The organism is Streptomyces sp. NPDC093252 (genome assembly GCF_040683675.1).
Lineage (GTDB): Bacteria > Actinomycetota > Actinomycetes > Streptomycetales > Streptomycetaceae > Streptomyces.
Genome location: NZ_JBFBEM010000002.1, coordinates 488,090 through 512,428 on the forward strand (window position 1 = coordinate 488,090; position 24,339 = coordinate 512,428).

11 protein-coding genes and 2 tRNA genes are annotated in these 24,339 nt (G+C 71.7%); 3 read left to right on the forward strand and 10 right to left on the reverse strand.

From position 1 onward, the window contains the following. Window positions 1-36: 36 nt before the first annotated feature. Window positions 37-2,661 (reverse strand): valine--tRNA ligase, encoded by a 2,625-nt coding sequence (locus AB0O01_RS05315; protein ID WP_365311095.1) that lies wholly within the window; start codon window positions 2,659-2,661, stop codon window positions 37-39. 137 nt (window positions 2,662-2,798) lie between these two features. Between AB0O01_RS05315 and AB0O01_RS05320 the strand changes: the two genes are divergently transcribed. After that, window positions 2,799-3,761 (forward strand): DUF3824 domain-containing protein, encoded by a 963-nt coding sequence (locus AB0O01_RS05320; protein WP_365311097.1) that lies wholly within the window; start codon window positions 2,799-2,801, stop codon window positions 3,759-3,761. A gap of 77 nt (window positions 3,762-3,838) precedes the next feature. Here AB0O01_RS05320 and clpX read toward each other — a convergent pair whose 3' ends face one another. From clpX to AB0O01_RS05345, 5 genes are all read right to left on the reverse strand, one after another. Next, window positions 3,839-5,125, reverse strand: coding sequence for an ATP-dependent Clp protease ATP-binding subunit ClpX (gene clpX, locus AB0O01_RS05325; RefSeq protein ID WP_365311098.1), 1,287 nt, complete (start codon window positions 5,123-5,125; stop codon window positions 3,839-3,841). Window positions 5,126-5,352: 227 nt separating this feature from the next. Further along, window positions 5,353-6,033 (reverse strand): ATP-dependent Clp protease proteolytic subunit, encoded by a 681-nt coding sequence (locus AB0O01_RS05330; protein ID WP_365311099.1) that lies wholly within the window; start codon window positions 6,031-6,033, stop codon window positions 5,353-5,355. Between the two features lie 51 nt (window positions 6,034-6,084). Then, on the reverse strand, window positions 6,085-6,690 hold the full coding sequence (locus tag AB0O01_RS05335) for an ATP-dependent Clp protease proteolytic subunit (protein WP_030818448.1): 606 nt from the start codon (window positions 6,688-6,690) through the stop codon (window positions 6,085-6,087). A 340-nt stretch (window positions 6,691-7,030) separates the two neighbouring features. Beyond that, window positions 7,031-8,440 carry a trigger factor gene (gene tig / locus AB0O01_RS05340; protein ID WP_365311100.1) on the reverse strand — a complete coding sequence of 470 codons (1,410 nt, stop codon included), beginning with the start codon at window positions 8,438-8,440 and terminating at the stop codon, window positions 7,031-7,033. Window positions 8,441-8,718: 278 nt separating this feature from the next. Continuing rightward, window positions 8,719-8,795 (reverse strand) — tRNA-Pro (locus tag AB0O01_RS05345). Between the two features lie 175 nt (window positions 8,796-8,970). Between AB0O01_RS05345 and AB0O01_RS05350 the strand changes: the two genes are divergently transcribed. Then, window positions 8,971-9,041, forward strand: a tRNA-Gly gene (locus AB0O01_RS05350). Window positions 9,042-9,145: 104 nt separating this feature from the next. Here the strand turns inward: AB0O01_RS05350 and AB0O01_RS05355 are convergent. Together AB0O01_RS05355 and AB0O01_RS05360 are read right to left on the reverse strand one after the other, a co-directional pair. After that, entirely contained in the window at window positions 9,146-11,551 is a 2,406-nt protein-coding gene (locus tag AB0O01_RS05355; protein ID WP_365311101.1) for a protein kinase, read from the reverse strand. A gap of 94 nt (window positions 11,552-11,645) precedes the next feature. Further along, window positions 11,646-11,840 (reverse strand): hypothetical protein, encoded by a 195-nt coding sequence (locus AB0O01_RS05360; RefSeq protein WP_215168989.1) that lies wholly within the window; start codon window positions 11,838-11,840, stop codon window positions 11,646-11,648. A gap of 314 nt (window positions 11,841-12,154) precedes the next feature. Between AB0O01_RS05360 and AB0O01_RS05365 the strand changes: the two genes are divergently transcribed. Further along, on the forward strand, window positions 12,155-13,240 hold the full coding sequence (locus tag AB0O01_RS05365; RefSeq protein WP_365311102.1) for an acyltransferase family protein: 1,086 nt from the start codon (window positions 12,155-12,157) through the stop codon (window positions 13,238-13,240). A gap of 27 nt (window positions 13,241-13,267) precedes the next feature. Here the strand turns inward: AB0O01_RS05365 and AB0O01_RS05370 are convergent, their stop codons facing one another. Both AB0O01_RS05370 and AB0O01_RS05375 read right to left on the reverse strand, forming a co-directional pair. Next, window positions 13,268-23,443, reverse strand: a complete 10,176-nt coding sequence (locus AB0O01_RS05370; protein ID WP_365311103.1) for a hypothetical protein — start codon at window positions 23,441-23,443, stop codon at window positions 13,268-13,270. A 286-nt stretch (window positions 23,444-23,729) separates the two neighbouring features. Next, window positions 23,730-24,218: an HD domain-containing protein gene (locus tag AB0O01_RS05375; RefSeq protein WP_365311104.1), complete on the reverse strand. Its 489-nt coding sequence runs from the start codon at window positions 24,216-24,218 to the stop codon at window positions 23,730-23,732. Window positions 24,219-24,339: the final 121 nt, after the last annotated feature.

Consider the following 24,339-nt stretch of genomic DNA (forward strand, 5'->3'; position numbering starts at 1 on the left):
CACCCGTGCTCCCAAAGCCCCCCGGCCACCCGTGCCCTACGCCTCCGGCAGGCCCGCGAGCTGGGCCGTGATGCGGGTGATGTCCGCCTCCGCCTTCGACAGGCGGGTCCGGATCTTGTCCACCACCTGGTCGGGGGCCTTCGCGAGGAACGCCTCGTTGCCGAGCTTGCCCGTGGCCTGGGCCTTCTCCTTCTCGGCGGCGGCGAGATCCTTGGTGAGGCGCTTGCGCTCCGCCGCCACGTCGATCGTGCCGGAGAGGTCGAGGGCGACCGAGGCGCCGGCCACCGGGAGGGTCGCCGTCGCCGAGAAGTCGCCGCCCTCGGGCTGGAGCCGGAGGAGCTGGCGGATGGCGGCCTCGTGCGGGGCCAGCGCCGTACCGTCCAGGGTCAGCCGGGCCGGGACGCGCTGGCCGGGCTGGAGGCCCTGGTCGGCGCGGAAGCGCCGGACCTCGGTGATGACGGACTGGAGCGACTCGATCTCGCGCTCGGCGGCGGCGTCCCGGAACCCGCTGTCGGCCGGCCAGTCGGCGATGACGACCGACTCGCCGCCCGTGAGGGTCGTCCACAGGGTCTCGGTGACGAAGGGGACGACCGGGTGGAGCAGCCGCAGGGTGACGTCCAGGACCTCGCCGAGGACGCGCTTCGACACCTCGGCCGGCTCGCCGCCCGCCTGGAACGTCGTCTTGGACAGCTCGACGTACCAGTCGAAGACCTCGTCCCAGGCGAAGTGGAACAGGGCGTCGGAGAGCTTGGCGAACTGGAAGTCGTCGTAGAGGGCGTCGACCTCGGAGACGACCGCGTTGAGGCGGGAGAGGATCCAGCGGTCGGTGGCGGACATCCGGGACGGGTCCGGCAGCGGGCCCTCCACCGTCGCGCCGTTCATCAGGGCGAAGCGGGTGGCGTTCCAGATCTTGTTGGCGAAGTTGCGCGAGCCCTGGACCCAGTCCTCGCCGATCGGGACGTCGACGCCCGGGTTGGCGCCGCGGGCGAGGGTGAAGCGCAGGGCGTCGGAGCCGTACTTGTCCATCCAGTCCAGCGGGTTGACCGCGTTGCCGAAGGACTTGGACATCTTCTTGCCGAACTGGTCGCGGACCATGCCGTGCAGGGCGATGGTGTGGAAGGGCGGGGTGCCGTCCATCGCGTAGAGGCCGAACATCATCATCCGGGCGACCCAGAAGAAGAGGATGTCGTAGCCGGTGACCAGGACGGAGTTCGGGTAGAACTTCGCGAGCGACTCGGTCCGTTCGGGCCAGCCCAGGGTGGAGAAGGGCCACAGGCCGGACGAGAACCAGGTGTCCAGGACGTCGGTGTCCTGGCGCCAGCCCTCGCCGGTGGGCGGCTCGTCGTCGGGGCCGACGCAGACGACCTCGCCGTCCGGGCCGTACCAGACCGGGATGCGGTGGCCCCACCAGAGCTGGCGGGAGATGGTCCAGTCGTGGAGGTTGTCGACCCAGTCGAAGTACCGCTTCTCCATCTCCTGGGGGTGGATCGCGACCCGGCCGTCACGGACCGCGTCACCGGCGGCCCGGGCCAGCGGGCCGACCTTGACCCACCACTGGAGGGAGAGCCGCGGCTCGATGGTGGTCTTGCAGCGCGAGCAGTGCCCGACGGAGTGGACGTAGGGGCGCTTCTCGGCGACGATCCGGCCCTCGGCGCGCAGCGCGGCGACGATGGCGGAGCGGGCCTCCAGCCGGTCCAGGCCCTGGAAGGGGCCGGGGACGGTGATCACGGCGTGCTCGTCCATCACGGTGATGGCGGGCAGGTCGTGGCGGCGGCCGATCTCGAAGTCGTTGGGGTCGTGGGCCGGGGTGACCTTGACGGCGCCCGTGCCGAACTCCGGGTCGACGTGCTCGTCGGCAACGACCGGGATGGAGCGGTCGGTGAGGGGGAGGCGGATCAGCTTCCCGATCAGGTGCGCGTACCGCTCGTCGGTGGGGTGCACGGCGACCGCGGTGTCCCCGAGCATGGTCTCGGCGCGGGTGGTGGCGACGACGATGGTGTCCTCGCCCTCGCCGTACTGCATGGAGACGAGTTCGCCGTCGTCGTCCTGGTACTCGACCTCGATGTCGGAGATCGCGGTGAGACAGCGCGGGCACCAGTTGATGATGCGCTCCGCGCGGTAGATCAGCTCGTCGTCGTAGAGCCGCTTGAAGATGGTCTGGACGGCGCGGGACAGGCCCTCGTCCATGGTGAACCGCTCGCGGTTCCAGGCGACGCCGTCGCCGAGGCGGCGCATCTGGCCGGAGATCTGGCCGCCGGACTCGCCCTTCCACTGCCAGACCCGCTCGACGAACGCCTCCCGGCCCAGGTCGTGCCGGGACTTGCCCTCCTTGCCGAGTTCGCGCTCGACGACGTTCTGGGTGGCGATGCCGGCGTGGTCCATGCCGGGCTGCCAGAGCGTCTCGAAGCCCTGCATCCGCTTGCGGCGGGTGAGGGCGTCGATGAGGGTGTGCTCGAAGGCGTGCCCCAGATGGAGCGAGCCGGTGACGTTGGGCGGCGGGATGACGATGGTGTACGGCGGCTTGTCGCTCTGCGCGTCGGCCTCGAAGTAACCGCGTTCCACCCAGCGCTCGTACAGCGGGCCCTCTACGTCGGCCGGCGCGTACTGGGTCGGCAGTTCGATGTGGGGCGCTGTGGGCTGCTGCTGAGCGTTCTCGGTCACGGGCCCAGTTTAGGGGTGTCACGGGCCCGTCCCGAAACGCGATTGCTTTGTAACGGTGGGGACCCCGATGGCCTGCGAATCCGGTGCCTGGTCCAGGATGTCAGGAACACATAAGCAGCCACAGGGGGAACCTAGAAATGAGCTACAACCAGCCGGGCCCGTACGGCGGGCCGCCCCAGCAGCCCGGACCGCACGGCCAGCCGGGCCCCTACGGTCAGCCGGGCCCCTATGGCCAGCCGCCGCAGGCACCGCAGCCCGGCTACGGCTACCCCCAGCAGCCGCCCGCACCGCCGCAGGGCCAGCCCGGTTACGGCTACCCGCAGCAGCCCGGCACCCCCCAGCAGCCCGGCCCCTACGGCCAGCAGCCGAACCCGTACGGCCAGCAGCCCCCCGGCCAGCCCCCGTACGGCGGGCCCCAGCCCCCGGCTCCCGGCGGCGGCAAGAAGAAGACGGGTCTGATCATCGGCGCGGTCGCGGTGGTCGCGGCGATCGGCGTCGGCGCGTACTTCGTCATCGGCGGCGGCTCGGGCGGGGCGGGCGGCATCGAGGACGACGGCCCGCACAAGCTGAGCGCCCCGGCGACGGTCCTCGACCAGTACGACCGCTTCGGTGAGCCCACCGAGGAGGAGGCGAGCGCGAGCGACGCCAAGGACCTGGAGAAGGCCGGAATCACCGACCCCACCTCGGTCGGCGCCGTCTACTCGACCGCGGACCTCGAATCCATCGAGGACCCGACCGAGATGGGCGACGCCGAGAACCTCACCTACTTCGGTGTGTACGGCAAGGTGAAAGACCCGCAGGCCACGCTCGACTCCACCTTCGCGGAGATGAAGAAGGAGTCGGGCGGCGAGGACATCACGTTCGTCGGCGAGGCCAAGTCCGTCGAACCGGCCAGCCTGGACGGCGCGGTGATGAAGTGCCAGCAGGTGGAGTCGCCGAGCGTGCTCACCGGGGAGAAGCAGAACACCTATCTCTGCATCTGGGCCGACTACAGCACCATGGGCGTGGTCGAGCCGACCGCCGGTACCAAGACGTACACCCTGGACGAGGCCGCGAAGCTGGCGGCCGACCTCCGCAAGGAGGTCCGCGTCAAGAAGTGACGCGGTTCGAAGCAACGGGAAGGGCCCCGGTCACCTCGACCGGGGCCCTTCCCTTGTGCCGCGTACCGTGCCGTCGGTCAGGCCGACTTCTGCTCCCCGGGACCGCGGCCCCGCGAATCCCTCGGGATCAGGGTCGGGTTGACGTTGGAGAGGACGACATCGGCGGTGATGACGACCCGGGCCACATCCTTGCGGGACGGGACCTCGTACATGACCGCCTGGAGGACCTCCTCCATGATGGCGCGCAGGCCGCGGGCGCCGGTCTGGCGGAGGATGGCCTGGTCGGCGATGGCTTCGAGGGCCTCGCGCTCGAAGTCCAGCTCCACACCGTCGAGTTCGAAGAGGCGCTGGTACTGCTTCACCAGCGCGTTGCGCGGCTCGACCAGGATCTGGAGGAGCGCCTCGCGGTCCAGGTTGTGCACCGAGGTGATGACCGGGAGACGGCCGATGAACTCGGGGATCATGCCGAACTTGACCAGGTCCTCCGGCATCACGTTCTCGAACTGGTCCTTGGCCTCCAGCTCCCGCTTGGAGCGGATGGTGGCGCCGAAGCCGATGCCCTTGGCGCCCGCCCGGGACTCGATGATCTTCTCCAGGCCCGCGAAGGCACCGCCCACGATGAACAGCACATTCGTGGTGTCGATCTGGATGAACTCCTGGTGGGGGTGCTTGCGTCCGCCCTGCGGCGGAACGGACGCGGTGGTGCCCTCCAGGATCTTCAGCAGGGCCTGCTGCACGCCCTCGCCGCTGACATCCCGTGTGATCGACGGGTTTTCACTCTTCCGCGCGACCTTGTCGATCTCATCGATGTAGATGATCCCGGTCTCGGCCTTCTTGACGTCGTAGTCGGCCGCCTGGATCAGCTTGAGCAGGATGTTCTCCACGTCCTCGCCCACATAGCCCGCCTCGGTCAGCGCCGTGGCGTCGGCGATGGCGAACGGTACGTTCAGCATCCGGGCCAGGGTCTGGGCGAGGAGGGTCTTGCCGGAGCCGGTGGGGCCCAGCAGCAGGATGTTGGACTTGGCCAGCTCGATGGCGTCGTCCCGTCCCTGGGCGCCGCCGTTCTCACCGGCCTGGACGCGCTTGTAGTGGTTGTACACCGCGACGGAGAGCGCCTTCTTGGCCGGTTCCTGACCTACGACGTATCCCTCCAGGAACTCGTAGATCTCGCGCGGCTTGGGCAGTTCCTCCCAGCGCACCTCGCTGGTCTCGGCCAGCTCTTCCTCGATGATCTCGTTGCAGAGATCGATGCACTCGTCGCAGATGTACACACCGGGGCCTGCGATGAGCTTCTTGACCTGCTTCTGGCTCTTGCCGCAGAACGAGCACTTGAGCAGATCGCCGCCGTCACCGATGCGTGCCACGGTGTGCTTCCCCTTCGCCTGGGAGCTGCCTGGACCCTTCCGGGTACAGCGGCTCCTGGTGCTGCCTTATGTCGACGGTACCTTGCCGGGCCCCCCGTTCGGGCCCCCCTTGGCGCGGTTCACTTTGACGTGCACCGAGTCGGGCACCGGGGCGAACCATGCCAAGGGGCGGCAGACGATACTCCCCCGGGCGCCGGTCGCGCTCGGCCCGGGGTGCGCCGTCCGTGTCAGCGCACGGAGGCGTTGTTCATCTTGCGGGTCGAGATGATCTGGTCGATCAGGCCGTAGGCCAGGGCGTCCTCGGCCGTGAGGATCTTGTCGCGCTCGATGTCCTCGCGGATCTGCTCGATCGGCGTGGTGGAGTGCTTGGCCAGCATCTCCTCCAGTTGCGCGCGCATCCGCAGGATCTCGTTCGCGGCGATCTCCAGGTCCGAGACCTGACCGCGGCCCGTCTCGCTGTAGGGCTGGTGGATCAGCACCCGCGCGTTCGGCAGGGCCATCCGCTTGCCCTCGCTGCCGGCCGCGAGCAGGATCGCCGCGGCGGAGGCCGCCTGGCCCATGCAGACCGTCTGGATGTCGGGCTTCACGAACTGCATGGTGTCGTAGATCGCGGTCAGCGCGGTGAAGGAGCCACCGGGGCTGTTGATGTAGACCGAGATGTCGCGGTCCGGGTCCATCGACTCCAGGCACAGGAGCTGCGCCATGACGTCGTTGGCGGAGGCGTCGTCGATCTGCACCCCGAGGAAGATCACCCGCTCCTCGAAGAGCTTCGCGTACGGGTCGTACTCGCGGATGCCCTGGGAGGTGCGCTCGACGAAGCGCGGGATGACATAGCGGGACTCGGCGACCGGGCCGCTGTACTCGGCGCGCGTACGGTCGTAGAGGCCGCTGCCGGGGAAATCGTTCACTGTCTCTCTCCTAGGAGCTGTGGCGGTCGGCTGGGGCTGCGCTCGGGTGCCTCAGGCGCCCGTGCCGCCACCGCCCGGCATACCGGCGGCCGTGGGGATGACATCGTCGATGAGGCCGTACTCCTTGGCCTCGAAGGCGTCGAACCAGCGGTCGCGGTCGGAGTCGCGGGTGATCTGCTCGACGCTCTGGCCGGTGTGCTGACTGGTCAGCTCGGCCATGCGCTTCTTGGTGTGCAGCAGCCGCTCGGCGTGGATCTTGATGTCCGAGGCCGAACCGGCGAGACCGGCGGAGGGCTGGTGGATCAGGATCTCGGCGTTCGGCAGCGCGAAGCGCTTGCCGGGGGTGCCCGCGCTGAGCAGGAACTGTCCCATGGAGGCCGCGAGACCCATGGCGATGGTCACCACGTCGTTCTTGATGAACTGCATGGTGTCGTAGATCGCCATACCGGCCGTGATCGAGCCGCCGGGGCTGTTGATGTAGAGGTAGATGTCCTTGTCGGGGTCGGCGGCAAGGAGCAGCAACTGTGCGGTGATCTTGTTGGCGATGTCGTCGTCCACCGGCTGGCCGAGGAAGATGATCCGCTCGTTGAGCAGCCGGTTGTAGACCTGGTCGCCGAGACCACCACCGATGGAAGGCTCGCCGGCGGCGGAGGGCATCAGATTCGTCACGTATCCACCTGCTCGTCTTGCGACGGCACCGGGCCGTCTTACGTTCGCCGTATTCATGGACGTATTCATGGACCCTAACGCGGTGCTCCTCCGGGGGAATCCCGGAATTGGAGGTGTTCGCCGGGGGCGTAGTCGCGCCGGGGGGGTGGGGACGTCCAGGGCGGAGGGGGGTGAGGGTGCTCGGGCGGGTGCGGGGCGTGGGGGCTGGTCGCGCCCGCGCGGCGGAGCCGTATGCCGATACGTCCCGCGCCCCTTCAGGGGCGGGTCCGGGGCGCCAGACGAAGAAGGCCCCGGACGTTCTGCTCGTCCAGGGCCCTCTTGCTGTCGACTACGACTTGTCGGCGTCCTCGGCGGTCTCCTGCTCACCCTCCGTGACCTCGGCGACCGTCTCCGTGGCTGCCTCGGTGGTGTCCGCGTTCTCGTCGTCCTCGTCGTCGAGGTCGATGATCTCGCCGTTGGTGTCCTTGACCGTGGCGGCCTCGACGACCACCGCGAGGGCCTTGCCGCGGGCGACCTCGCCGACCAGCAGCGGGACCTGGCCCTGCTCCACGACGGCCTGCGCGAACTGGTCCGGGGACATGCCGGAGGAGGCGGCGCGGCGCATCAGGTGCTCGGTCAGCTCGTCCTGGTTGACATTGAGCTTCTCGGTCTTGACCAGCTCGTCCAGGACGAACTGGGTCTTGATGCCCTTGACCGCGGCCTCGTGGGTCTCGGTCTCGAACTCCTCGGCGGTCTTGCCCTGGAGCTCCAGGTACTTGTCGAGGGTGAGGCCCATCTGGCCGAGCTGGTGGTGCTCCAGGTTGTGCTTGCGGGTGTTGACCTCGTCCTCGAGGAGCTTCTCGGGGACGGGGATCTCGACCAGGTCGAGGAGCTTCTCCAGGACCCGCTCCTGGGCCTGGGTGGCCTGGTCGAACTGCTTCATGTTCTCCAGCCGCTTGCGGCTGTCGGCCCTCAGCTCGTCCAGGGTGTCGAACTCGGAGGCGAGCTGCGCGAACTCGTCGTCCAGCTCGGGCAGTTCACGGGCGGCGACCTGGGTGACCTTGACGGTGACCTCGGCCTCCTTGCCGGCCGCCGAGCCGCCCTTCAGCTCGGAGGTGAAGGTGGCCTCGCCACCGGCCTCCAGGCCCTTCACGGCGTCGTCGATGCCCTCCAGCAGCTCACCGGAGCCGATGGTGTAGGAGACGCCGGAGGCGATGCCGTCCTCCAGGATCTCGCCCTCGACCTTGGCCTCCAGGTCGATGGTGACGACGTCGCCGTCCTCGGCGGCGCGCTCCACCGGGGAGGTGGACGCGAAGCGCTCGCGGAGCTGCTGCACGGAGGTGTCGATGTCCTCGTCGGTGACCTCGACCGCGTCGACCTCGACCTCGATACCGGAGTAGTCCGGGATCTCGATGGCCGGGCGGATGTCGACCTCGGCGGTGAAGGACAGCAGCTCGTTGTCCTTCAGCTCCTTGATGTCGACCTCGGGCTGGCCCAGGACGTTCAGCTCGGCCTCGTTGACCGCCTCCGTGTAGAACTTCGGCAGCGCGTCGTTGACGGCCTCCTCCAGCACGGCGCCGCGGCCGAACCGCTGGTCGATGACCCGGGCCGGGATCTTGCCCTTGCGGAAGCCCTTCACCGTGACCTGCTGGTTGATCTTCTTGTACGCCGCGTCGAGGCTGTCCTTGAGCTCCTCGAAGGGCACCTCGACAGTGAGCCGAACCCGGGTCGGGTTCAGGTTCTCAACGGCGCTCTTCACGGTTCGGTCTCCTTGTGGCTGACTTCTTGGATTCTGCCGGAGCCAGACAGGTCCGACACGTTCGCCGCCCGGAGACTTCGGTGAGGAGAGACACGGGCGCGCAGCTTGCATAGTAACCGCAGGCGCCGAACGCCCCAAAAGGCGATCACGGGACGCGATCCGCGGGACCTGTGTGGTTCAGATCCACTGGACCTTTGTGGTCCGGATCCGCTGGATCTGTGTGGTCCGGATCCACTGGATCCACCGGATCCGCTGAATCCCCTGGATCCATATCTCTGTGGTCGGGGTGGCGGGATTTGAACCCACGGCCTTCCGCTCCCAAAGCGGACGCGCTACCAAGCTGCGCCACACCCCGTCAGGTGCGACACGTAGGGTACATGCCCGCAGGCGGTGCGACCGCCGCATATACGGGGTGTCCTCCCCGCGGCCCGGCTCCGGCCGCCGGGGGCGCACAAGCGGTGTGCGGCCGGGGGGTGTGACCCGCTACGATGCTTCAGGTGCCGCGGTCCTCGGACCTGCGGCACAGATGTGCGGGCGTAGCTCAATGGTAGAGCCCTAGTCTTCCAAACTAGCTACGCGGGTTCGATTCCCGTCGCCCGCTCTTCCCGGCCCGGGGCCGGTCACGCGCAACGCGTCGTGACCGGCCCCGAGGCATGTACGGGCGCATGGGGGGCCACCGGGGGGCCAAGGGGGGCCCGAGGGGGGTCACAGGTCGCGGATGTCGACCGTGTAGACGGAGCGGACCCCGTAGGGCACATAGAGGGCGTCGCCGATCAGCAGGGGCGGGGCGCCGCCGCGGTCGCGGTCGGTGGCGACGGCTGCGTCGTCGCGGGCGGGGGCCGTGCCGTCGACGGCTCCGGTGCGCAGATCGAGGGCGGCGACCCGGCCGCTCGGGGACGCCAGATAGAGGTGGGTGGCGGAGGCGGCCGGCGGGCCCGGCTGCTCGACGGTGGAGTCGCTCTCCCACTTCTTCCGGCCGGTGGTGGCCGTGTGGGCGCGGACGGTGCCGCCGGGCAGCACGATGTAGAGGGTGTCCCTGGCGAGATGGACCGTGCCCTGGGAGATGCCGGCCGGGGGGAGGGCCAGCGGGGCCGTGGCGATCTCTCCGGTGGCGATGTCGGCGAGGAGCAGTTGCCTGCGCTCGCCCTGTTGTGCGACGGCCACCAGTCGGCCGCCGGTCTCGCCCAGCGGGGTCAGGAGGCCGTCGGCCGCGCTGGTCCAGCGGGGTTCTCCGGTGGCCGGGTCGAGCAGGTAGAGGTGGGTGCGGGCGTCGCCGTCGGCCATCCGGCCGGTCGTGCAGAGCAGGTACGCGTGCCCGGCCGCGCCGCGCAGGGCGCAGGTGTCGCCGACGCCGGGGACGCCGGGGTCGTCCACGGGCCTCGGCCAGGCGCTCTCCCAGCGCACCGAGCCGTCCTCGGCGTCCAGCAGGGCGTACGCCTCGCCGCTGTCGCCGTAGCGGACGATCACGCCCTGGTCGACGGCGACGGATCCGCCCTGTTCGGTGTCGGGGGAGAACGCCAGCGGGCCGGTGCCGGTGCCGGTGCGCCAGATCACCTCGCCGGTGTCGGCGGCCAGGGCCTGGACGCTGTAGCGGACGACCATGTCGTCCTCGGTGCCGGTCTCGTCGGCGCCGTAGCCGAAGACCGTGCCGTCGCGGGTGCCGATGACCGCGCCCTCGCCGCCCGCGCCCCGGGTCACCGGGTCCGGGTCGACCGGGCGCTGCCAGGTCCGGCCGCCGTCCGCCAGGGCGAATCCGGCCGCCGTCAGATCGGCGCCCGCGCACACCAGGGAGTCCCCGGCGCGGGCACAGCCGCGGAAGGCGGTACGGGAGTCCCGCTCGCCGCCGTCGGCGGTGGCCGCCCAGGGGCGCCAGCCGTCGGGGAGGTCACCGGCCGCCGGGGTGGCGGAGGAGCCGGTGCCGGAGCCGGTGGGGGCGCTTCCCCCGCCGGGGGCGAGGGTGAGGAGGGTGGTGGCGAGGGCGGCCAGGGCGACGGCTCCGGCCCCGGCGGCCAGGACCAGGCGGTGGGGGCGGGGGCGGGGGGACGGGGGGCTGCCTTCCGGGGTCGGGGGCTTGGTCTGGGGGGCCGGGGGTTCGTTCTCCGGGGTCGGGGGCCTGGTCTCGGGGGGTGGCGTCGGTGGGGGGCTGCCGGCGTTTGGGCGGTTTATGTCGTCCCGGGGGGTGCCGTTCCAGTGGGCGGCCTCCCAGTGGGCGGCCTCCCATTGCGTGTCGGCGGCCCGGGTGGGGCGGGGGCGCAGGGGGGTCGGGGCAGGGGTGGCGGGGGTGGTGGTGAGGGCGGTGAGCAGGGCCGTTTCGTGGAGTCCGGCGACCAGGTCGGCCGCGGTGGGGCGGGTCGCCGGGTCCTTCTCCAGGCAGCGCTGTACGAAGGGGGTCAATTCGGCGGGTACGGCGTCCAGTTCCGGGCGGCCCTCGACCACCCGGACGGCCGTCTCGTAGGGGCTGTCGCTGTCGAAGGGGCCCCTGCCGGTGGCGGCGTAGGTGAGGACCGCGCCGAGGGAGAAGACATCGGTGGCGGCGCCGACCCGCTGCGGGGCGGCGAACTGCTCCGGGGACATGAAGGGCGGGGTGCCCAGGACGCGGCCGGTCTGGGTGAGGGCCTCGGCGGCGGACTCGGCGGCGCGGGAGATGCCGAAGTCGATGACGCGGGGGCCGTCCTCGGCGAGCATCACATTGGCCGGTTTGAGGTCGCGGTGCACGACACCGGCGCGATGGATGTCCCGCAGCGCCTCGGCGAGTCCGGCGGCGAGGTCGCGCAGCGCGGGCAGGGGCAGCGGGCCGTGGTCGCGGACATGGGCGGCGAGGGTGGGGCCGGGGATGTAGAGGGTGGCCATCCAGGGGCGGTCGGCATCGGCGTCGGCGTCGACGACCGGGGCGGTGAAGGCGCCGCTGACCCGGCGGGCGGCGGCCACCTCGCGGCGGAAGCGACCTCGGAACTCGTCGTCGTCCGCGTACTGGTCGTGCACGATCTTCAGGGCGAGACGGCGGCCCGAGGCGGAGCGGGCGAGATAGACCACGCCCATGCCGCCGGAGCCCAGCCGGTCCTCGATCCGGTAGCCGCCGACCTCGGCCGGATCGGAGTCGCGCAGCGCCATCCCCGTGCCGTCCCCCGTTTCGCGTCGTCCGCCCGCGGACGAGGACGAGCGTAACCGGAGTGACGGCTGGTGTCGGAAGCCGATCGGGTGCCGATCAGAAGCTGATCGAGTTGATGGTCTCCGCTATCGAGTTCATAAACCGGTTGATCGAGGGGGCCATCCCGGTCGAGGCCAGGAAGAAGCCGAAGAGGACCGCCACGATGGCCGGTCCCGCCTTGAGCGAGCCGCCCCGGATCAACACCACCAGGATGATCGCCAACAGCAGCACAACGGACAGTGAAATGGCCACAACTGATCACACCCTCGGTCGGTCCGCTCTCCCGGCCGGGAGTGCGACCGCGCATCCCCGCCAGAACCATGGTGCCACCAACCCGGCTCCGGTATGCGGGGCGTGACGCAACGTCGGTCACACAAGGATGATCGTGCCCCGTCGGGCAACCTGCCCTGAACTGGGAATTCGGCACAATCGTTTCCATGTCCACACACTGTGTTCACAGCAATTCACAGGTCTTTAGAACAGCAGAGAAGTGGACATTTCGAATAGTGATACGAAGAGCGCCACTGTGGTTTTGCACAAACTCCGCCCGCCACTAGGGTGCCCCGATGAGCAAGCAGCGGGACGCATTCTTCGACAACGCCAAATATCTCGCCATCGTCCTGGTCGCGGTCGGCCACACCTGGGAACCCCTGAAGGGCGACAGCCGGGTGCTGGAGGGTCTGTACCGGGCGGTGTACGCGTTCCACATGCCGGCGTTCATCGTCATCTCCGGCTACTTCTCGCGCAGTTTCGACATGCGGCCCGACCGGCTCAAGCGCCTGATCACCGGTGTCGCGGTGCCCTACATCCTCTTCGAGACCGCCTATTGGGCATTCCGCCGGTATGTCGAAAAGGATCCGACCGCGGAGATCAGTCTGCTGGATCCCTGGTATCTGACCTGGTTCCTCTGCGCGTTGTTCGTCTGGCGGCTCACCACACCGATCTGGAAGATGATTCGGTATCCGCTGCCGGTGGCTCTGGCCATCGCGACGGTCGCCACCCTCTCCCCCGAAATCGGTGACGATCTGGACCTTCAGCGGGTGTTGCAGTTCCTGCCGTTCTTCGTGCTCGGGCTGGGTATGCGGCCGGAGCACTTCCAGTGGGTGCGGCGGACCTCGGTACGGATCGCGTCGGTCCCGGTGTTCGCCCTCGCGGTCGCGGTGGGCTGGTGGTCGGTGCCCCGGATGGAGACCGGGTGGTTCTACCACCGCGACTCCGCCGCGGAGTTGGGCGCGCCCTGGTGGACCGGGCCGGTGATGGTGCTCGCCCTGTTCGTCTGCTCGCTGCTGCTGACCGCGTGCTTCTTCGCCTGGGTGCCGGGCCGCCGCACCTGGTTCACCGCGCTGGGCGCGGGCACCCTGTACGGCTATCTGCTGCACGGTTTCGTCGTCAAGGGCGCCGATCAGGCCGGGTTGTTCGACCCGGCGTGGCTGCACCGGCCGTTCGGCGAGATCTTTGTCACAGCGCTGGCGGTGGTCGGTGTCACGCTGCTCTGCACCCGGCCGGTGCGGCGGGTTCTGCGGTTCTCGATGGAGCCCCGGATGGAGTGGGCGTTCCGCCCGGACGCGGGGCGGGCCGCCAGGGAGCGGGAGCGGGCCGGGGGTTCCCCTCGGCGGCCGGCGCCCGCCGAGCGCGAGCGGGTCGACGCCTAGCGGTGGGGCGCCCAGCGGTCGGGGCGTCTAGCGGAGAACCTCCCGTATGCCACCGGTGTCCTCCGCGTCCAGGTCGCCGCCGTCGCCGCCCATCAGTACGGCGGTGATGCGGTCGGAGACCGAGACGGGGGCCGGGGAAGGCACCGGGACCGGGACCGGGATCGGGATCGGGGCGGGCTCCGGGATGGGGGCCGAGGGCGGTGTCGGGGTGGGCGGGGGCGACGGGGTCGGGGACGGGATCGGGGACGGGATCGGGGGGAGTGCCGGGGGCGGGGTGGGCAGGGGTGGGGGGGTTTCCGTGGTGCGGAAGACCAGGTCGCCGAGGACCCAGCGGGTGCCCGCCGGGCCGTGCACCTCCACCACTGCCACGGCGCGGATGCGGTGGCCGGTCTGGCCCGACCCGTCGGCCTCGGGCTTGGTGGTGCCGGACCGCATCACGTCCCGGCGCTGGCCGGTGACGTTCGAACCCTGGCCGAAGGTGCTGGTGCCGCCCAGCAGGGGGAGGGACGGGCCGCCGCGCTGGGTGCCGTCGGCGTGCATCGGGGAGCCGCCGAAGGTCACCCCGACCGTGGTCGTCTTGGAGGTCTGGCCGCCGAATCCGTCCACCATCATCGCCATGCGGTCGATGGCGATGTCCACGCTGGTGCTCTCCGGCCGGGCCGCGTACACCCCGCCCATGCGCAGGGAGATGCCGGGGGCGCCCTCCTGGCCGAGGAAGGCGGCGACCCGGGCCGGTTCCAGCTCGATCCAGCGCGAGGTGGAGACGAGTTCGGTCAGGCGCAGCAGCACGCCGGAAGGCGAGCGGGAGGTCTGCGGGGTGTCGGCCCGGCCGCCGAGAGCGGGCTGCACCTCGCGCAGGGCCCGGCGCAGTTCGGGCAGGCCGTCGAACTCGTAGAGCTGGATCGGCCGGGTGGGCTGCCAGGGGCGGCCTTCGAGGAGGGTGCGGACGGAGTCGGGCACCTCCGGGGGCTCGATCTGGACGGCGATCCCGCCCGGGGGCGGTACGGAGACGGGGTCGAAGGCGTGGACGGCCGCGGGCACGAGCCTGTCCGGCGCCGGGGTCACCGGCGGCGGGGCCGTCAGGGCGGCCGTCGGGGCCGGGGTGACGGCGGTGGGGGCCGGTGGGGCCTCGTCGGCCGGGAAACGGAGGTCGAGGCGGGCGAAGTGGGTGCCTCTGGAGCCGGTCGCCGGACCGGCCGGGGCGAGGAGGCCCGTCGCGCGGCCCGCCCACACCAGGCCGTTGGTCACCCCGCCCAGCCCGGCGGTGACGATCCGGACAAGTGCCGCCTCGGTCAGCGGACGGGAGGTGACCGACCAGGAGTACGCGTACTCCACCCGGTGGAAGTCGACCGAGTTCGAGGTCCGGGCCCAGGCGCGCTGCTGGCGGCTGGAGGACTGGGTGTCGGTGGTGGAGCGGCTCCCGGACACAGCGATCCGGGGGCGCCCCTGGTTGCCGCGGACCTGGCCGACGGGGGCGAGGTCCAGACCGTGACCGGTGGTGCGGGTGAAGGAGACCTGGGTGGCGCCGGGGACCCGGAGGGAGGTGCCCTCGCCGTTGGAGTAGTCGTAGAGGGTGTCGAAGCCGGAGTCGGGGTCGGCGGCCCGGCCGCGGATCTGGTCCAGTGCGCCGGGGACCGGCCGGGCGGAGAGGGAGACCTCGACCATCCGGGGGCCGTACCAGGAGTTGTGCACGAAGTGGAAGGCGGTGTGCCCGGACGGGCCGGCCTCCGGCAGGCTGCGCAGGCCCACGGCGGAGGTGTGCTCGTTGATGCGGCTGAGCACATTGCGGCGGTAGGTGGAGCTGCCCAGGGTGGTGGAGCCGGGCGCCTGCTCCTCGACGGCGGCGCGGACGGCGTCGTGCAGGGCGCCCCGGCCACCGTCGAGATGGGCCTCGATGACCGTGCCGGTGGGCATGACGCCGCCGCTGTCGCGGTACCAGGACGGCAGCATCCGGTCCTCGGGCCGGGCGGGCGTGGGGGTGGGGGCGCCGAGGGAGAGGAAGTCGGGGTGGTTGCGCAGATCCTCGTCCACCAGGATGAACTCGACGCCGTCGGGCACCTCGACCACCCGGGTGCGCTCGATGTAGGGGCCGGGGCGGACGGTGCCGGTGACGATGTTGCCGATGCCCTTGCGGACGGTGACGACATAGACCGGGGTCGCGGTGAACAGGTGCCCGGTCTTGCCCTCGTCGATCATCGCGCGGGCCGACGCGGTCTTGTCGGCGGTCGTGGTGCCGGCGGTGGTGGCGGTGGTGTAGTGGTAGGTGCCGGTGGGGTCGAAGGAGCGGGTGCTGTCGCCGTAGCGGCCGGTCACGGAGCCGGCGAAGCGGTGGCCCGAGGTCCGGGACTCGGTGGTCGAGGACGCGTCGTTGGTCTGGTTGTAGCGCTCGACGGTGAGTTTCGGCGCGACCGGCACCCGGCGGACCTCGGTGAGGTAGCCGCGGATCTCCACGCTCACATCCGTACCGGCCAGCGCTCCGGGGGTGCCGCCGCTCTCGATGACGTAGGAGTCGCGGAAGATGCGGATGGCGTGGCCCACCAGGTGCTGGGGGGACAGGGCCGCGCGGTGCGCCTGCTCGATGGCGGCGCCCTGGTCGGCGACGGGATCGCCGACGGCCATGTGCCGTACGAAGCGCCAGGCGCCGTCGACGCCGGGGGGCAGGACGGCCCAGCGGGCGGCGGCGAGCGCGGCGTGGCCGACGGCGGAGGCGGTGGTGTCGGCCAGCGCGGTGGCCCAGGAGGTGCCCGGGGTGGCGGGGCCGGCCGACCCCCTGGTGGTGACGGGGAGGGGGAGCGTGGCCCCGGTCGCGGGGTCGCCGCCGGGGGCGGTCGGGTCGTCCGTGCCGTCGTGCGCCCCATCGTTGGGGTCGTCCACCCAGTCGCCCGGGATCGGTGGGACGGCGAGTTCCGCGGCCTCCGCCTCCACCAGGGCGGCGACTTCCAGCTCCAGCCCGGCCAGCAGGTCGTGGACGGTGTCGCGCAGGGCGGCGCTGCCCTCCACCCGCTCCAGATAGGCCGTCTCCGGCAGCCGCAGCACCCCGTTCTGGTAGGTGCGTCCGGGCTGGTCGGGCAGCAGCAGCCGGGCGTCGTCCTGACCGCCCTTGTCCCGGATCACGGGGACGGTGCGGGCCGGGGCCACGGCGGGCTCGGCGAGGGTCCGGTAGGACGGCACCGCCAGCCGCACCGAGCCGTGGGCGGGATCCGGGGCGACGACCGTCCCGTCGTCGAAGGTCAGCTCCATGCGGTAGGTGACCGGGATCCGGAAGACCTGGACGCCCTCGGCGGCCGGGGTCAGCAGGTAGTACTCGTGGTCGGTCCCGGTCGCCGCGGCCCGGGTGTACGCGGTCTGCGCGTTGTACGTGTACTCGGCGCCGACCTGGGTGAGGGGCCGGGTGCTGCCCAGCGCGGACAGGGGGTTGGTGACCGCGCCGTGCACCCCGGCGTTCCAGGCGAGCGGCACCGTCGTGAAGGACTCCTCGCCGCCGAGGTTGGCGCCGTAGAAGTTGGCGGTGTGCACATCGGGGACCGCCGACTCGTGCACCACACCGTCCTCGGGGCCGCCGCTCCCGTAGCGGCGCTCGGCGACCAGGGTGAGGGTCACCCGTCGCACCCCGGCGGTGGTGGGCACCGAGAACTGCACGGTGAACCCGCCGTCGATCATCTCGTCCAGTTCGGCACGCAGACCCAGTCGGCCGCGGGCCTGGTCGAGCCGGTGCTGATTGTCCAGCCGCACCGCGCGGACCGACTGCTGGGTGACCGTGTCCAGCGCCCCGGCCAGCGCGGACCGGGAGGGCATGAAGCCCTGCTCGCGCAGCACCTCCTCGACCCGGTCGAAGAGCGGGCCCGTCCCCTCGACCTGGAGCGCGGTCGTGCCCGTGCTCAGCGAGGTGAGGTGCAGCAGATAGGGCGGGAGGTGCCGGGCCTCGGCGGGTGTCCCGCCCAGCGAGTTCAGCGAGGGGACCCTGAGGTTCACCGGATAGCGCTGGGCCGGGTCGGCCAGCGGCGAGCCCTCGGCGGGGCCCACCTCGGTTCCGGCCGGGCGCACCAGGGTGACGTGCAGGGACACCTGCGGGGTGACGTGGAACAGCGGGCGGGCGATCCGCAGGGTGCGCATCAGCCGGGTGCTGCCGCCGCTGCTCAGGGTGTGGGTGAAGGTGTGCCGGATCCCGAACTGCACGGTCAGCGACCCGCCGACACCGCGCGCCCCGGTCTCCGGGTCCGTCGCCCCGCCCAGGGTCAGTGAGACACCCGGCAGCGGCAGATTGACCGCCAGGGAGTTGGTCACCGAGGAACCGCCCGCCATGCGCAGCGCCCGGTGCAGGATGCTCTGGATCTGGGCGCCCGCGAAGACCGGCCCGGTCACCTCGTCGCCGCCGGACATGCCCATGCCGAGGCGCAGATAGCCGATCACCCGGCCGGAGTCGTCGTAGAGGGTGGGCGAGGGCAGGGAACCGCCCCAGAGCGACGGCATGTTGACCCGCAGGCCGTTCTCGGAGAGGAACTCCCGCAGTGATTCCCTCGACCGCTCCCCCAGCCGTTCGAGGGGCCCCGCGAAGGACTCCATGACATGGGCGAGCATCCGGTCGTGGTGGGGGATGCTGACCAGGCTGTAGAGCGGGACCTCGTCCAGCAGCCGGTCCACCGGCGCGGGCAGGGTGGTGGGATCGGCCGGGTCGGGGACGGGCAGCGGCGCCGGGTCCGCCAGATGCTTCGGGAACCACACCGTCAGCCGGTCCGGCACCACGCCCGGGACCGGCGCCCACCCGTCCGACGGGACCCGCCCGTCGAGCAGGTCCCCGGCCCCGTCGCCGATCCGCAGCTCCCAGACCATGGAGTACGAGAAGGCGAAGGAGCGCTCGGTGCTGCGCAGCCGGACGATCGGGAAGACGTTGCGGCCCGTGGTCACCCAGCTCGCGGTCTGGTTGTGGACGAAGCTCGCCTGCGGGCTGACCGACACCTCCGGCAGCGCGGCCCGCCCGGTCGGGATGTAGTGCGTGTACGCCGCCGTGCCCGGCCGCAGCGCGCCCTCGCCGGCCGTCTCGGTGCTCTCGGTGGTGCCGTACGCCCAGCGGTGGACGGCCACGGGCGGCCCGTCGGACAGCAGATCGGTCCCCGGGTCGGCCGGCTGCGGGTCGGTGGTGGAGAGCCGGATCGAGATCGGGTACCACTCCCCGCGGTACGGCACCCGCAGCGGGAGTCCGGACTCGCTGAACAGCCGGGGCCAGTCGGCGCTGAGCAGGCTCTGGTTGAGGGTGGCGCGGACAGCGGAGCGAAACGTTTCATCAGGTCGGGCGAACGGGCTGGGGTCGGGGTCGAAACCCTCCACCGCCGCGATCACCCGGCGGTTCAGCCACTCGATGGTGGGCTGCGGGACCGGGAGGATGCGGACGAGGTCGAGGGCGCCGGTGTGTTCGGTGCCGAAGGACCGTACCGGCGCGCTCGGGGTGAGCAGGGCCGGGGGCGCGGGGGGATCCGGGGGCGTGTCCGGTGCCTGGGCCAGGTCGCTGATCGCCGTCCACTCGTCGTCCCCGACGGCCAGGCGGCGCAGGGGCCAGGCGTGGCCGCCCAGGCGCATCAGATCCGGTGCCGGGGCGAGCGCGTGACCGTTCCGGTCGAACTCCAGCGAATGGAACCGGCCGGGCGGGGAGGGGTCGGAGAGCGGGCCGAGGACGGAGTCGACCCAGCGCAGTTCGCCGCCGGTGTTGAGGACCAGGAGAGCGGGGGCGAAGGGGACACCCTCGGAGCCCTCCGGGGTGTCGTGGGCCGGGACGAGCAGGGCGGAGGCCCCCTCACCGGCGGCCAGCAGCCGTCCGGCCAGGGCGGCGAACCCGCCGTCCGCCGACCCGCTGGAGGTGCGCCGGGCCATCAGCGCCATCAGGGTGCCGGTCGCCGCCGGGTCGAGGAAGCGGGCGACCAGGTCGACCGCGGCCGGGACGGCGTCCTGCCGTACGGTGCCCCGGGTCAGGCCGTCGATCAGGCCCCGGGCGTGGTGGGCGTCGTTGGCGATCCGGGGCGGGAGGGTGGAGCGGACACCGGCCGTGGTGCCGTTGGGCGCCGCGGTGAGGAGCAGCGCGGACCGGTGGAGGTCCGGCAGGCGCGGGTCCAGGGCGGCCAGTCGCCGGTCCACCTCGGCCCAGCCGCGTGCGCTGGTGATCTCGCTGGGCAGGGTGTTGCCGGAGGTCGGGTCGCGGTGGTAGACGAGCCCCCCGGACTCCGCCCACCGGTGCCGGACCGTCCCGTCCGGGTCGACGAGGTCCAGCCGGACGGGGACGCCGAGTTCCTCGGCGAGGGCGGGCAGCAGGTGCTCGGGGCGCAGACCGAGCAGGCGGAGGGAGTCGGGGGGTTGCGGGGCGGGCCGGGGGTCGCCGGGGCCGGTGAACCTGGCGCGGATGGCCCGCACTTCGCTGTCGACCGCCGCGAGGGTCTGCTGGAGGGTGCCGGGCCGGGTGAGCAGGGACTCCGGGTCCGCGTAGGCGGCGGCGTACCGCCCCAGGAAGCGCCGGGCCCGCGCGTCGGCACCCGGGTCCACCCGCCCTTCCTGCCGCAGATCCTCCCGGACCGCCCTCATGGCCCAGGCGAGATGGCGGCGCACCCGCTGCGGGGTGTCGGTGGCGGCGGTGTCGTAGGTGAGGACGACGGCTCCGGGAGTGCCGCCCTGCTCCCGGACGATGGTGGTGGCGAGGTCGCGGGCGGCGTGCGCGACACTCGCGCCGGGGGTGTCGGCGAACCGGGAGATCAGGGTGGGCAGGTCGATGGCCGGGGCACGGCCGAGGGCCTGCCAGTAGGGGGGCGCGAGGGGCCGCAGCGCGGGCTGGGGCCGGTCGCCGACAGCCCCGTACGCGGTGGTCGGCGGCGGGTCGAGCACGGCCTCGACATCGGAGGGGCTGCGGTCGGCGATTCCGCCGGGGGACGCCCGGAAGGCGTCGGGGTCGACCGTGCCGTCGGGGCCGACGACGACGGCACGTGTCAGTCCGGGCAGCGCGCCGGGCTGTTGATCGCTGATGCGGGGCCCCTCCCCGGCCGCGTCCTCGATCTGCATCTCCACCCACTGGACGCCGGTCTCGGTGCGGTACGCGGCGTAGGCGTGGCCCGGTCCGTCCGGACGCTGGGCGAGGACCAGGGCGGTGGAGCCGGGGGCGGCGTCGCGCAGGGCGTCACGGACCTGCGTCGGCGAGGTGACATCGGTCCAGCCGGGGCCGCCGGCCAGCTTCCGGTCCATCCGGGCGGTGCCGATGTCGCTGTCGTCCATGGTCCGGGCGGCCCGGACGCCGGTGCCGCCGTGGGTGCCGTCCCGGAAGAGGTCGGGGTTGTTGCCGAGGTAGAGGTGGCGGACGAGGTTCTGCACGAGGATCACGCAGTTGATGAGCCGGAGGGGGACTTGACGGACGTCGCCTCCGGCGGCTCCGGGTGCGCCGGTGGCTCCGGTGGTTCCCGTTGCGCCGGTGGCTCCGCTTGCGCCGGATGCGCCGGATGCCTCGGTCGCTGCGGTTGGTCCGAGGTCCCGCAGATACTCGCGCCGGGCGGCGTCGGCGGCGGCGTTCACTATGGCGCGCAACTCGGGTGGGGAGTGGGGGGCTTCGGGGGGGAGGGGGGTGATTGTGGGGGTGGGGGTGGCTTCGGAGGTGGGTGAGGGGGAGGGGGTGGCTTCGGAGGTGGGCGAGGGGGAGGGAGGAGAGGGGGAAGGGGAGGGCGTGGTGGTCGGGGTGGGGGTGGGGGTGGAGTCGGAGCTGAGGGTGGGGGCGGCGGGGTCGGAGACGAGGCCGGGGACGGGAGTGGGGGCAGTGCTGGGGAGAGGGGTGGGGGTAGGGGTAGGGCCGGGGGCGGGGGTGGGGGAAGAGGTGGGGGTGGTGGAGGTGGGGGCAGTGCCCGGGAGGGCGGTGTCGGGGTCGGAGACCAGGCCGGGGACGCGGCTGGGAGGGCCGGGCACGGGGCGGGGCTGCTCGGAGCGGGGCGTGGGCTGCTCGGAACGGGGGGTGGGCTGCTCGGAACGGGGCGTGGGCGTGCCCGGCCCGGTGGCGGTGGACCCGGTGGACCTCGGGGATGCGTCGGCGGCCGGGGAAGGGGTGGCCGACGTCGGGGTGACCGTGGAGGGCGGGGCAGGGAAGGGCGTGACCGGAGACGGGGTGACCGACGACGGGGTGGCCGTGGAGGGCGCGTCCGGAGACGGGCTGGCCGACGACGGGGTGGCCGTGGAGGGGGTGGCCGTGGAGGGCATGACCGGCGACGGACCGGAAGGAGACGGACCCGCCGGAGAGGACGTGACCGGAGACGGGCTGACCGGAGACGGCGTGACCGATGGCGGCGTCACCGACGACGGGGTGGTCGGAGTCGACGACCGGGGTGTGCCCGGCTCCTGCGGAGGCGCGTCCCCGTTCGGGCGCGGCGCGTCCACCGTCGAGCCGGTCTCCGTCACGAGCGAAGTGCTCGGCACGACCGGTGCGGGAATCGGAGAGCCGGGTTCCGGCACGTCCCTCAGCGGCATGTTCACATCGGCAGGCACCACACCGCTGCCGCTGCCGAAGTCGCTGGTCACCCCGGAGTCGCTCGTCACCCCGAAGTCGCTGGGACCATCGAAACCACCGGAACCCCAGGAACCGTTCAACCCCCCGAGACCGTTCAAGCCCCCGAAGTCGTTCAAGCCCCCGAAGTCGTTCGGACCCCCGAGACCGTTGAGGCTCCCGAGGCCGTTCAGGCCCTCCGGCAGTCCGCGGCCCCGGGGGCCTGCCCCGTTGACCTCACCGGGCCCGTTCACCACACGGTCACCGCGCGTGGAGCCGGAATCCGGCGCACCGGCCGTGTCCGTGCCCGAACCCGTCCCCCCGTCCGCACTCCCGTTCCCGTTCCCGCTCCGCTCGGGCGCCCCCGGCTTGGACCCGATGTCCGTCATCAGGTTCTTCCAGCCCGCCGCCGTCCACTCCGCGTTGAAGTCGAGTACCTGGGTCAGGCGTTCGCTGAGCATCCCCGAGTAGAAGCTCGCCGCGTTGAGGGAGAACTCCTTCAGCGCGATGGCGTTGTAGACGATCTCCGAGCCCAGGCCCAGCAGCCCCTCCCCCGCCCCCTGCACCACGAACTCGACCGCCTTGCTGCCCCAGCCGGGCGGTGCCACCAGATCCGCCGCCCCGTACGACAGCGCCCGCCGCACCCCGCCGCCGAAGGTGTCCGGCAGACCCCGGGCCAGGACGCCTCTGAGCGCGTCCCCGAGGTCGTCCCTGGTCAGATGGGAGAGGAAGGTCCGCGCCCAGTCCTGCCCCAGTGTGCGCGCCGGACCCTCGCCGCCCAGGTCGTCGGCGAAGCCCCGGGCGAAGACGGTCCCCATGTCGTCCACGAAGGCCGGGCCGGACCCGCCCGGGTCCCCGCCGCGCATCACCCGTCCCGAGTAATCGGTGACCAGGCCGGTGAAGTCCCGGGCGAACACGGTGTCCGAGGTGCGGGTCCTCGGCGCGGGGGCGGGGCCGCCGCCGTCCAGCCCGTCGTCGGCGTTCCGGGTCGTCGTCCGGACCGGTCCCGGCCGGTTGGCCAGCGCGTTGGTCAGATCGTCGAAGAGCTTCGTCCCGGCGTCCCCGCGCCACCCCTTGGTCAGCCGCTGGGCCAGCCAGGACGCCGAGAACTGCAACGGCACCGCCAGCAGCCCGGACACCGCGCCGAAGCCGACCGCCTGTACCAGATAGGTGTTGCCCTTGGTGGTGTACTTGCCCATCTTGGCCAGGGCCCACTGGGCGATCCGGTCCATGGCCACGGCCAGTCCGACCTGGATCACCTGCTGCATCAGGATCGACGCCAGCACCCGCAGGAGCAGACTGTTCAGGATCGCCTTGTAGATCGCCTTCAGGAACGACTGCCGAATCATCGCGCCGAAGGGATTCCACATCGCCATGATCAGCGTGAACATCCATTCCAGCAGGAACATCGCGAGCTGCATGAGGATCATCAGATTCGTGTAGTCGACCTGGTACGCCGACTCCTCCGCGAAGTCCCCCAACTCCCTTGCCTGCTCGCGCAATCCCTCCAGCAGGGTCTGTCCCTCCGGGGCCGCCAGCGTCTTCATGGCCTCTACATACGACTCGCTGAACTCGCCGGTCGAGTTCGACGACACGGACTGGGAGACCCGCACGACCAGTTCCTGGATCTGGAGGAGCTGCTCCTCCAGCTCGCGCTGCGGCTGCACCAGGTAGGCGCGCATGAGCCCCGAATCGGCGTCCGGCATCTCCGAACCCGTGAGCGCGAGAAACAGGCCGTTAAGGGCATCTGAAGCCATGGACAAGGAGTGTTGACAACGTTGCTTGTCCTCACCATGGGGCGCCGCGGCAATTACTGGAAAGTTAGCCTCGGCGAAACACCGCTCGCGAGCAAAGTGCCCCAAGAGCACATGAACGGGCGGGTGGGCGAAGTCCATTGGAAACGAAGAAAGATGCTTGCTGAAACTTACTTATTGCTTATTGACGCCGTCCACCCGACCGTCATCTTCCGGCCATCTTGGGGCCACCCACCGGCTACCCGGGCAGCCCGAGCAGCGCCCGCATCCGCGCGTACTTGCGGGTCAGCCGCTCCCGGGTCTCCTCCCCCAGCACCGCCAGCCGCTCCGGGTCGGCGTTGTGCGCCAGGTCGGCCTCCTTCACCAGCAGCGCGCCCGGCACGGCGAGGACGCGGGCCGCGTACTCCTCCGGGGTCTGTCCGGCGCGCTTGGTCAGCGCCAGGACGATGGCCTTCGTCCGGGGGCTGAGCGGGGTCCCGGCGAATTGCCGCTCGGACAGGGCGTCGTCCTCGACGGCGTCGTGCAGCCAGGCGGCGGCGATCTGGTCGGGGTCGCCGCCCCGGCGCCGGACGCCGTCCGCGACCGCGCGCAGATGCTCGGTGTAGGGGCGTCCGGCCTTGTCGGTCTGGCCCTGGTGGGCGGCGCGGGCGAGCGCCTCGACCTCGGGGAGGGTGAGCCGGGGCCGGTCGGCGGGGTCTGCCGGGGTCGGGGCTGGGGCATCGGTCATGCCCCAGTGTCGCGCTCGGGGACATCGGTCATGCCCCAGTGTCGCGCTCGGGGACCGTCAGGGCCCTTCGGGGACCGTCAGAGGCCCTCAGGCACCCCAGGGAGTCCCGGGGGCATCCCGG

Bases quoted from the DNA above. Each gene is read 5' to 3' on its own strand.
- AB0O01_RS05375 (WP_365311104.1), bottom strand. From the start codon at position 24,218: ATGACCGATGCCCCAGCCCCGACCCCGGCAGACCCCGCCGACCGGCCC.
- AB0O01_RS05335 (WP_030818448.1), bottom strand. From the start codon at position 6,690: ATGCCCTCCGCCGCCGGCGAGCCTTCCATCGGTGGTGGTCTCGGCGAC.
- AB0O01_RS05370 (WP_365311103.1), bottom strand. From the start codon at position 23,443: ATGCCGGACGCCGATTCGGGGCTCATGCGCGCCTACCTGGTGCAGCCG.
- AB0O01_RS05320 (WP_365311097.1), top strand. From the start codon at position 2,799: ATGAGCTACAACCAGCCGGGCCCGTACGGCGGGCCGCCCCAGCAGCCC.
- AB0O01_RS05355 (WP_365311101.1), bottom strand. From the start codon at position 11,551: ATGGCGCTGCGCGACTCCGATCCGGCCGAGGTCGGCGGCTACCGGATC.
- AB0O01_RS05365 (WP_365311102.1), top strand. From the start codon at position 12,155: ATGAGCAAGCAGCGGGACGCATTCTTCGACAACGCCAAATATCTCGCC.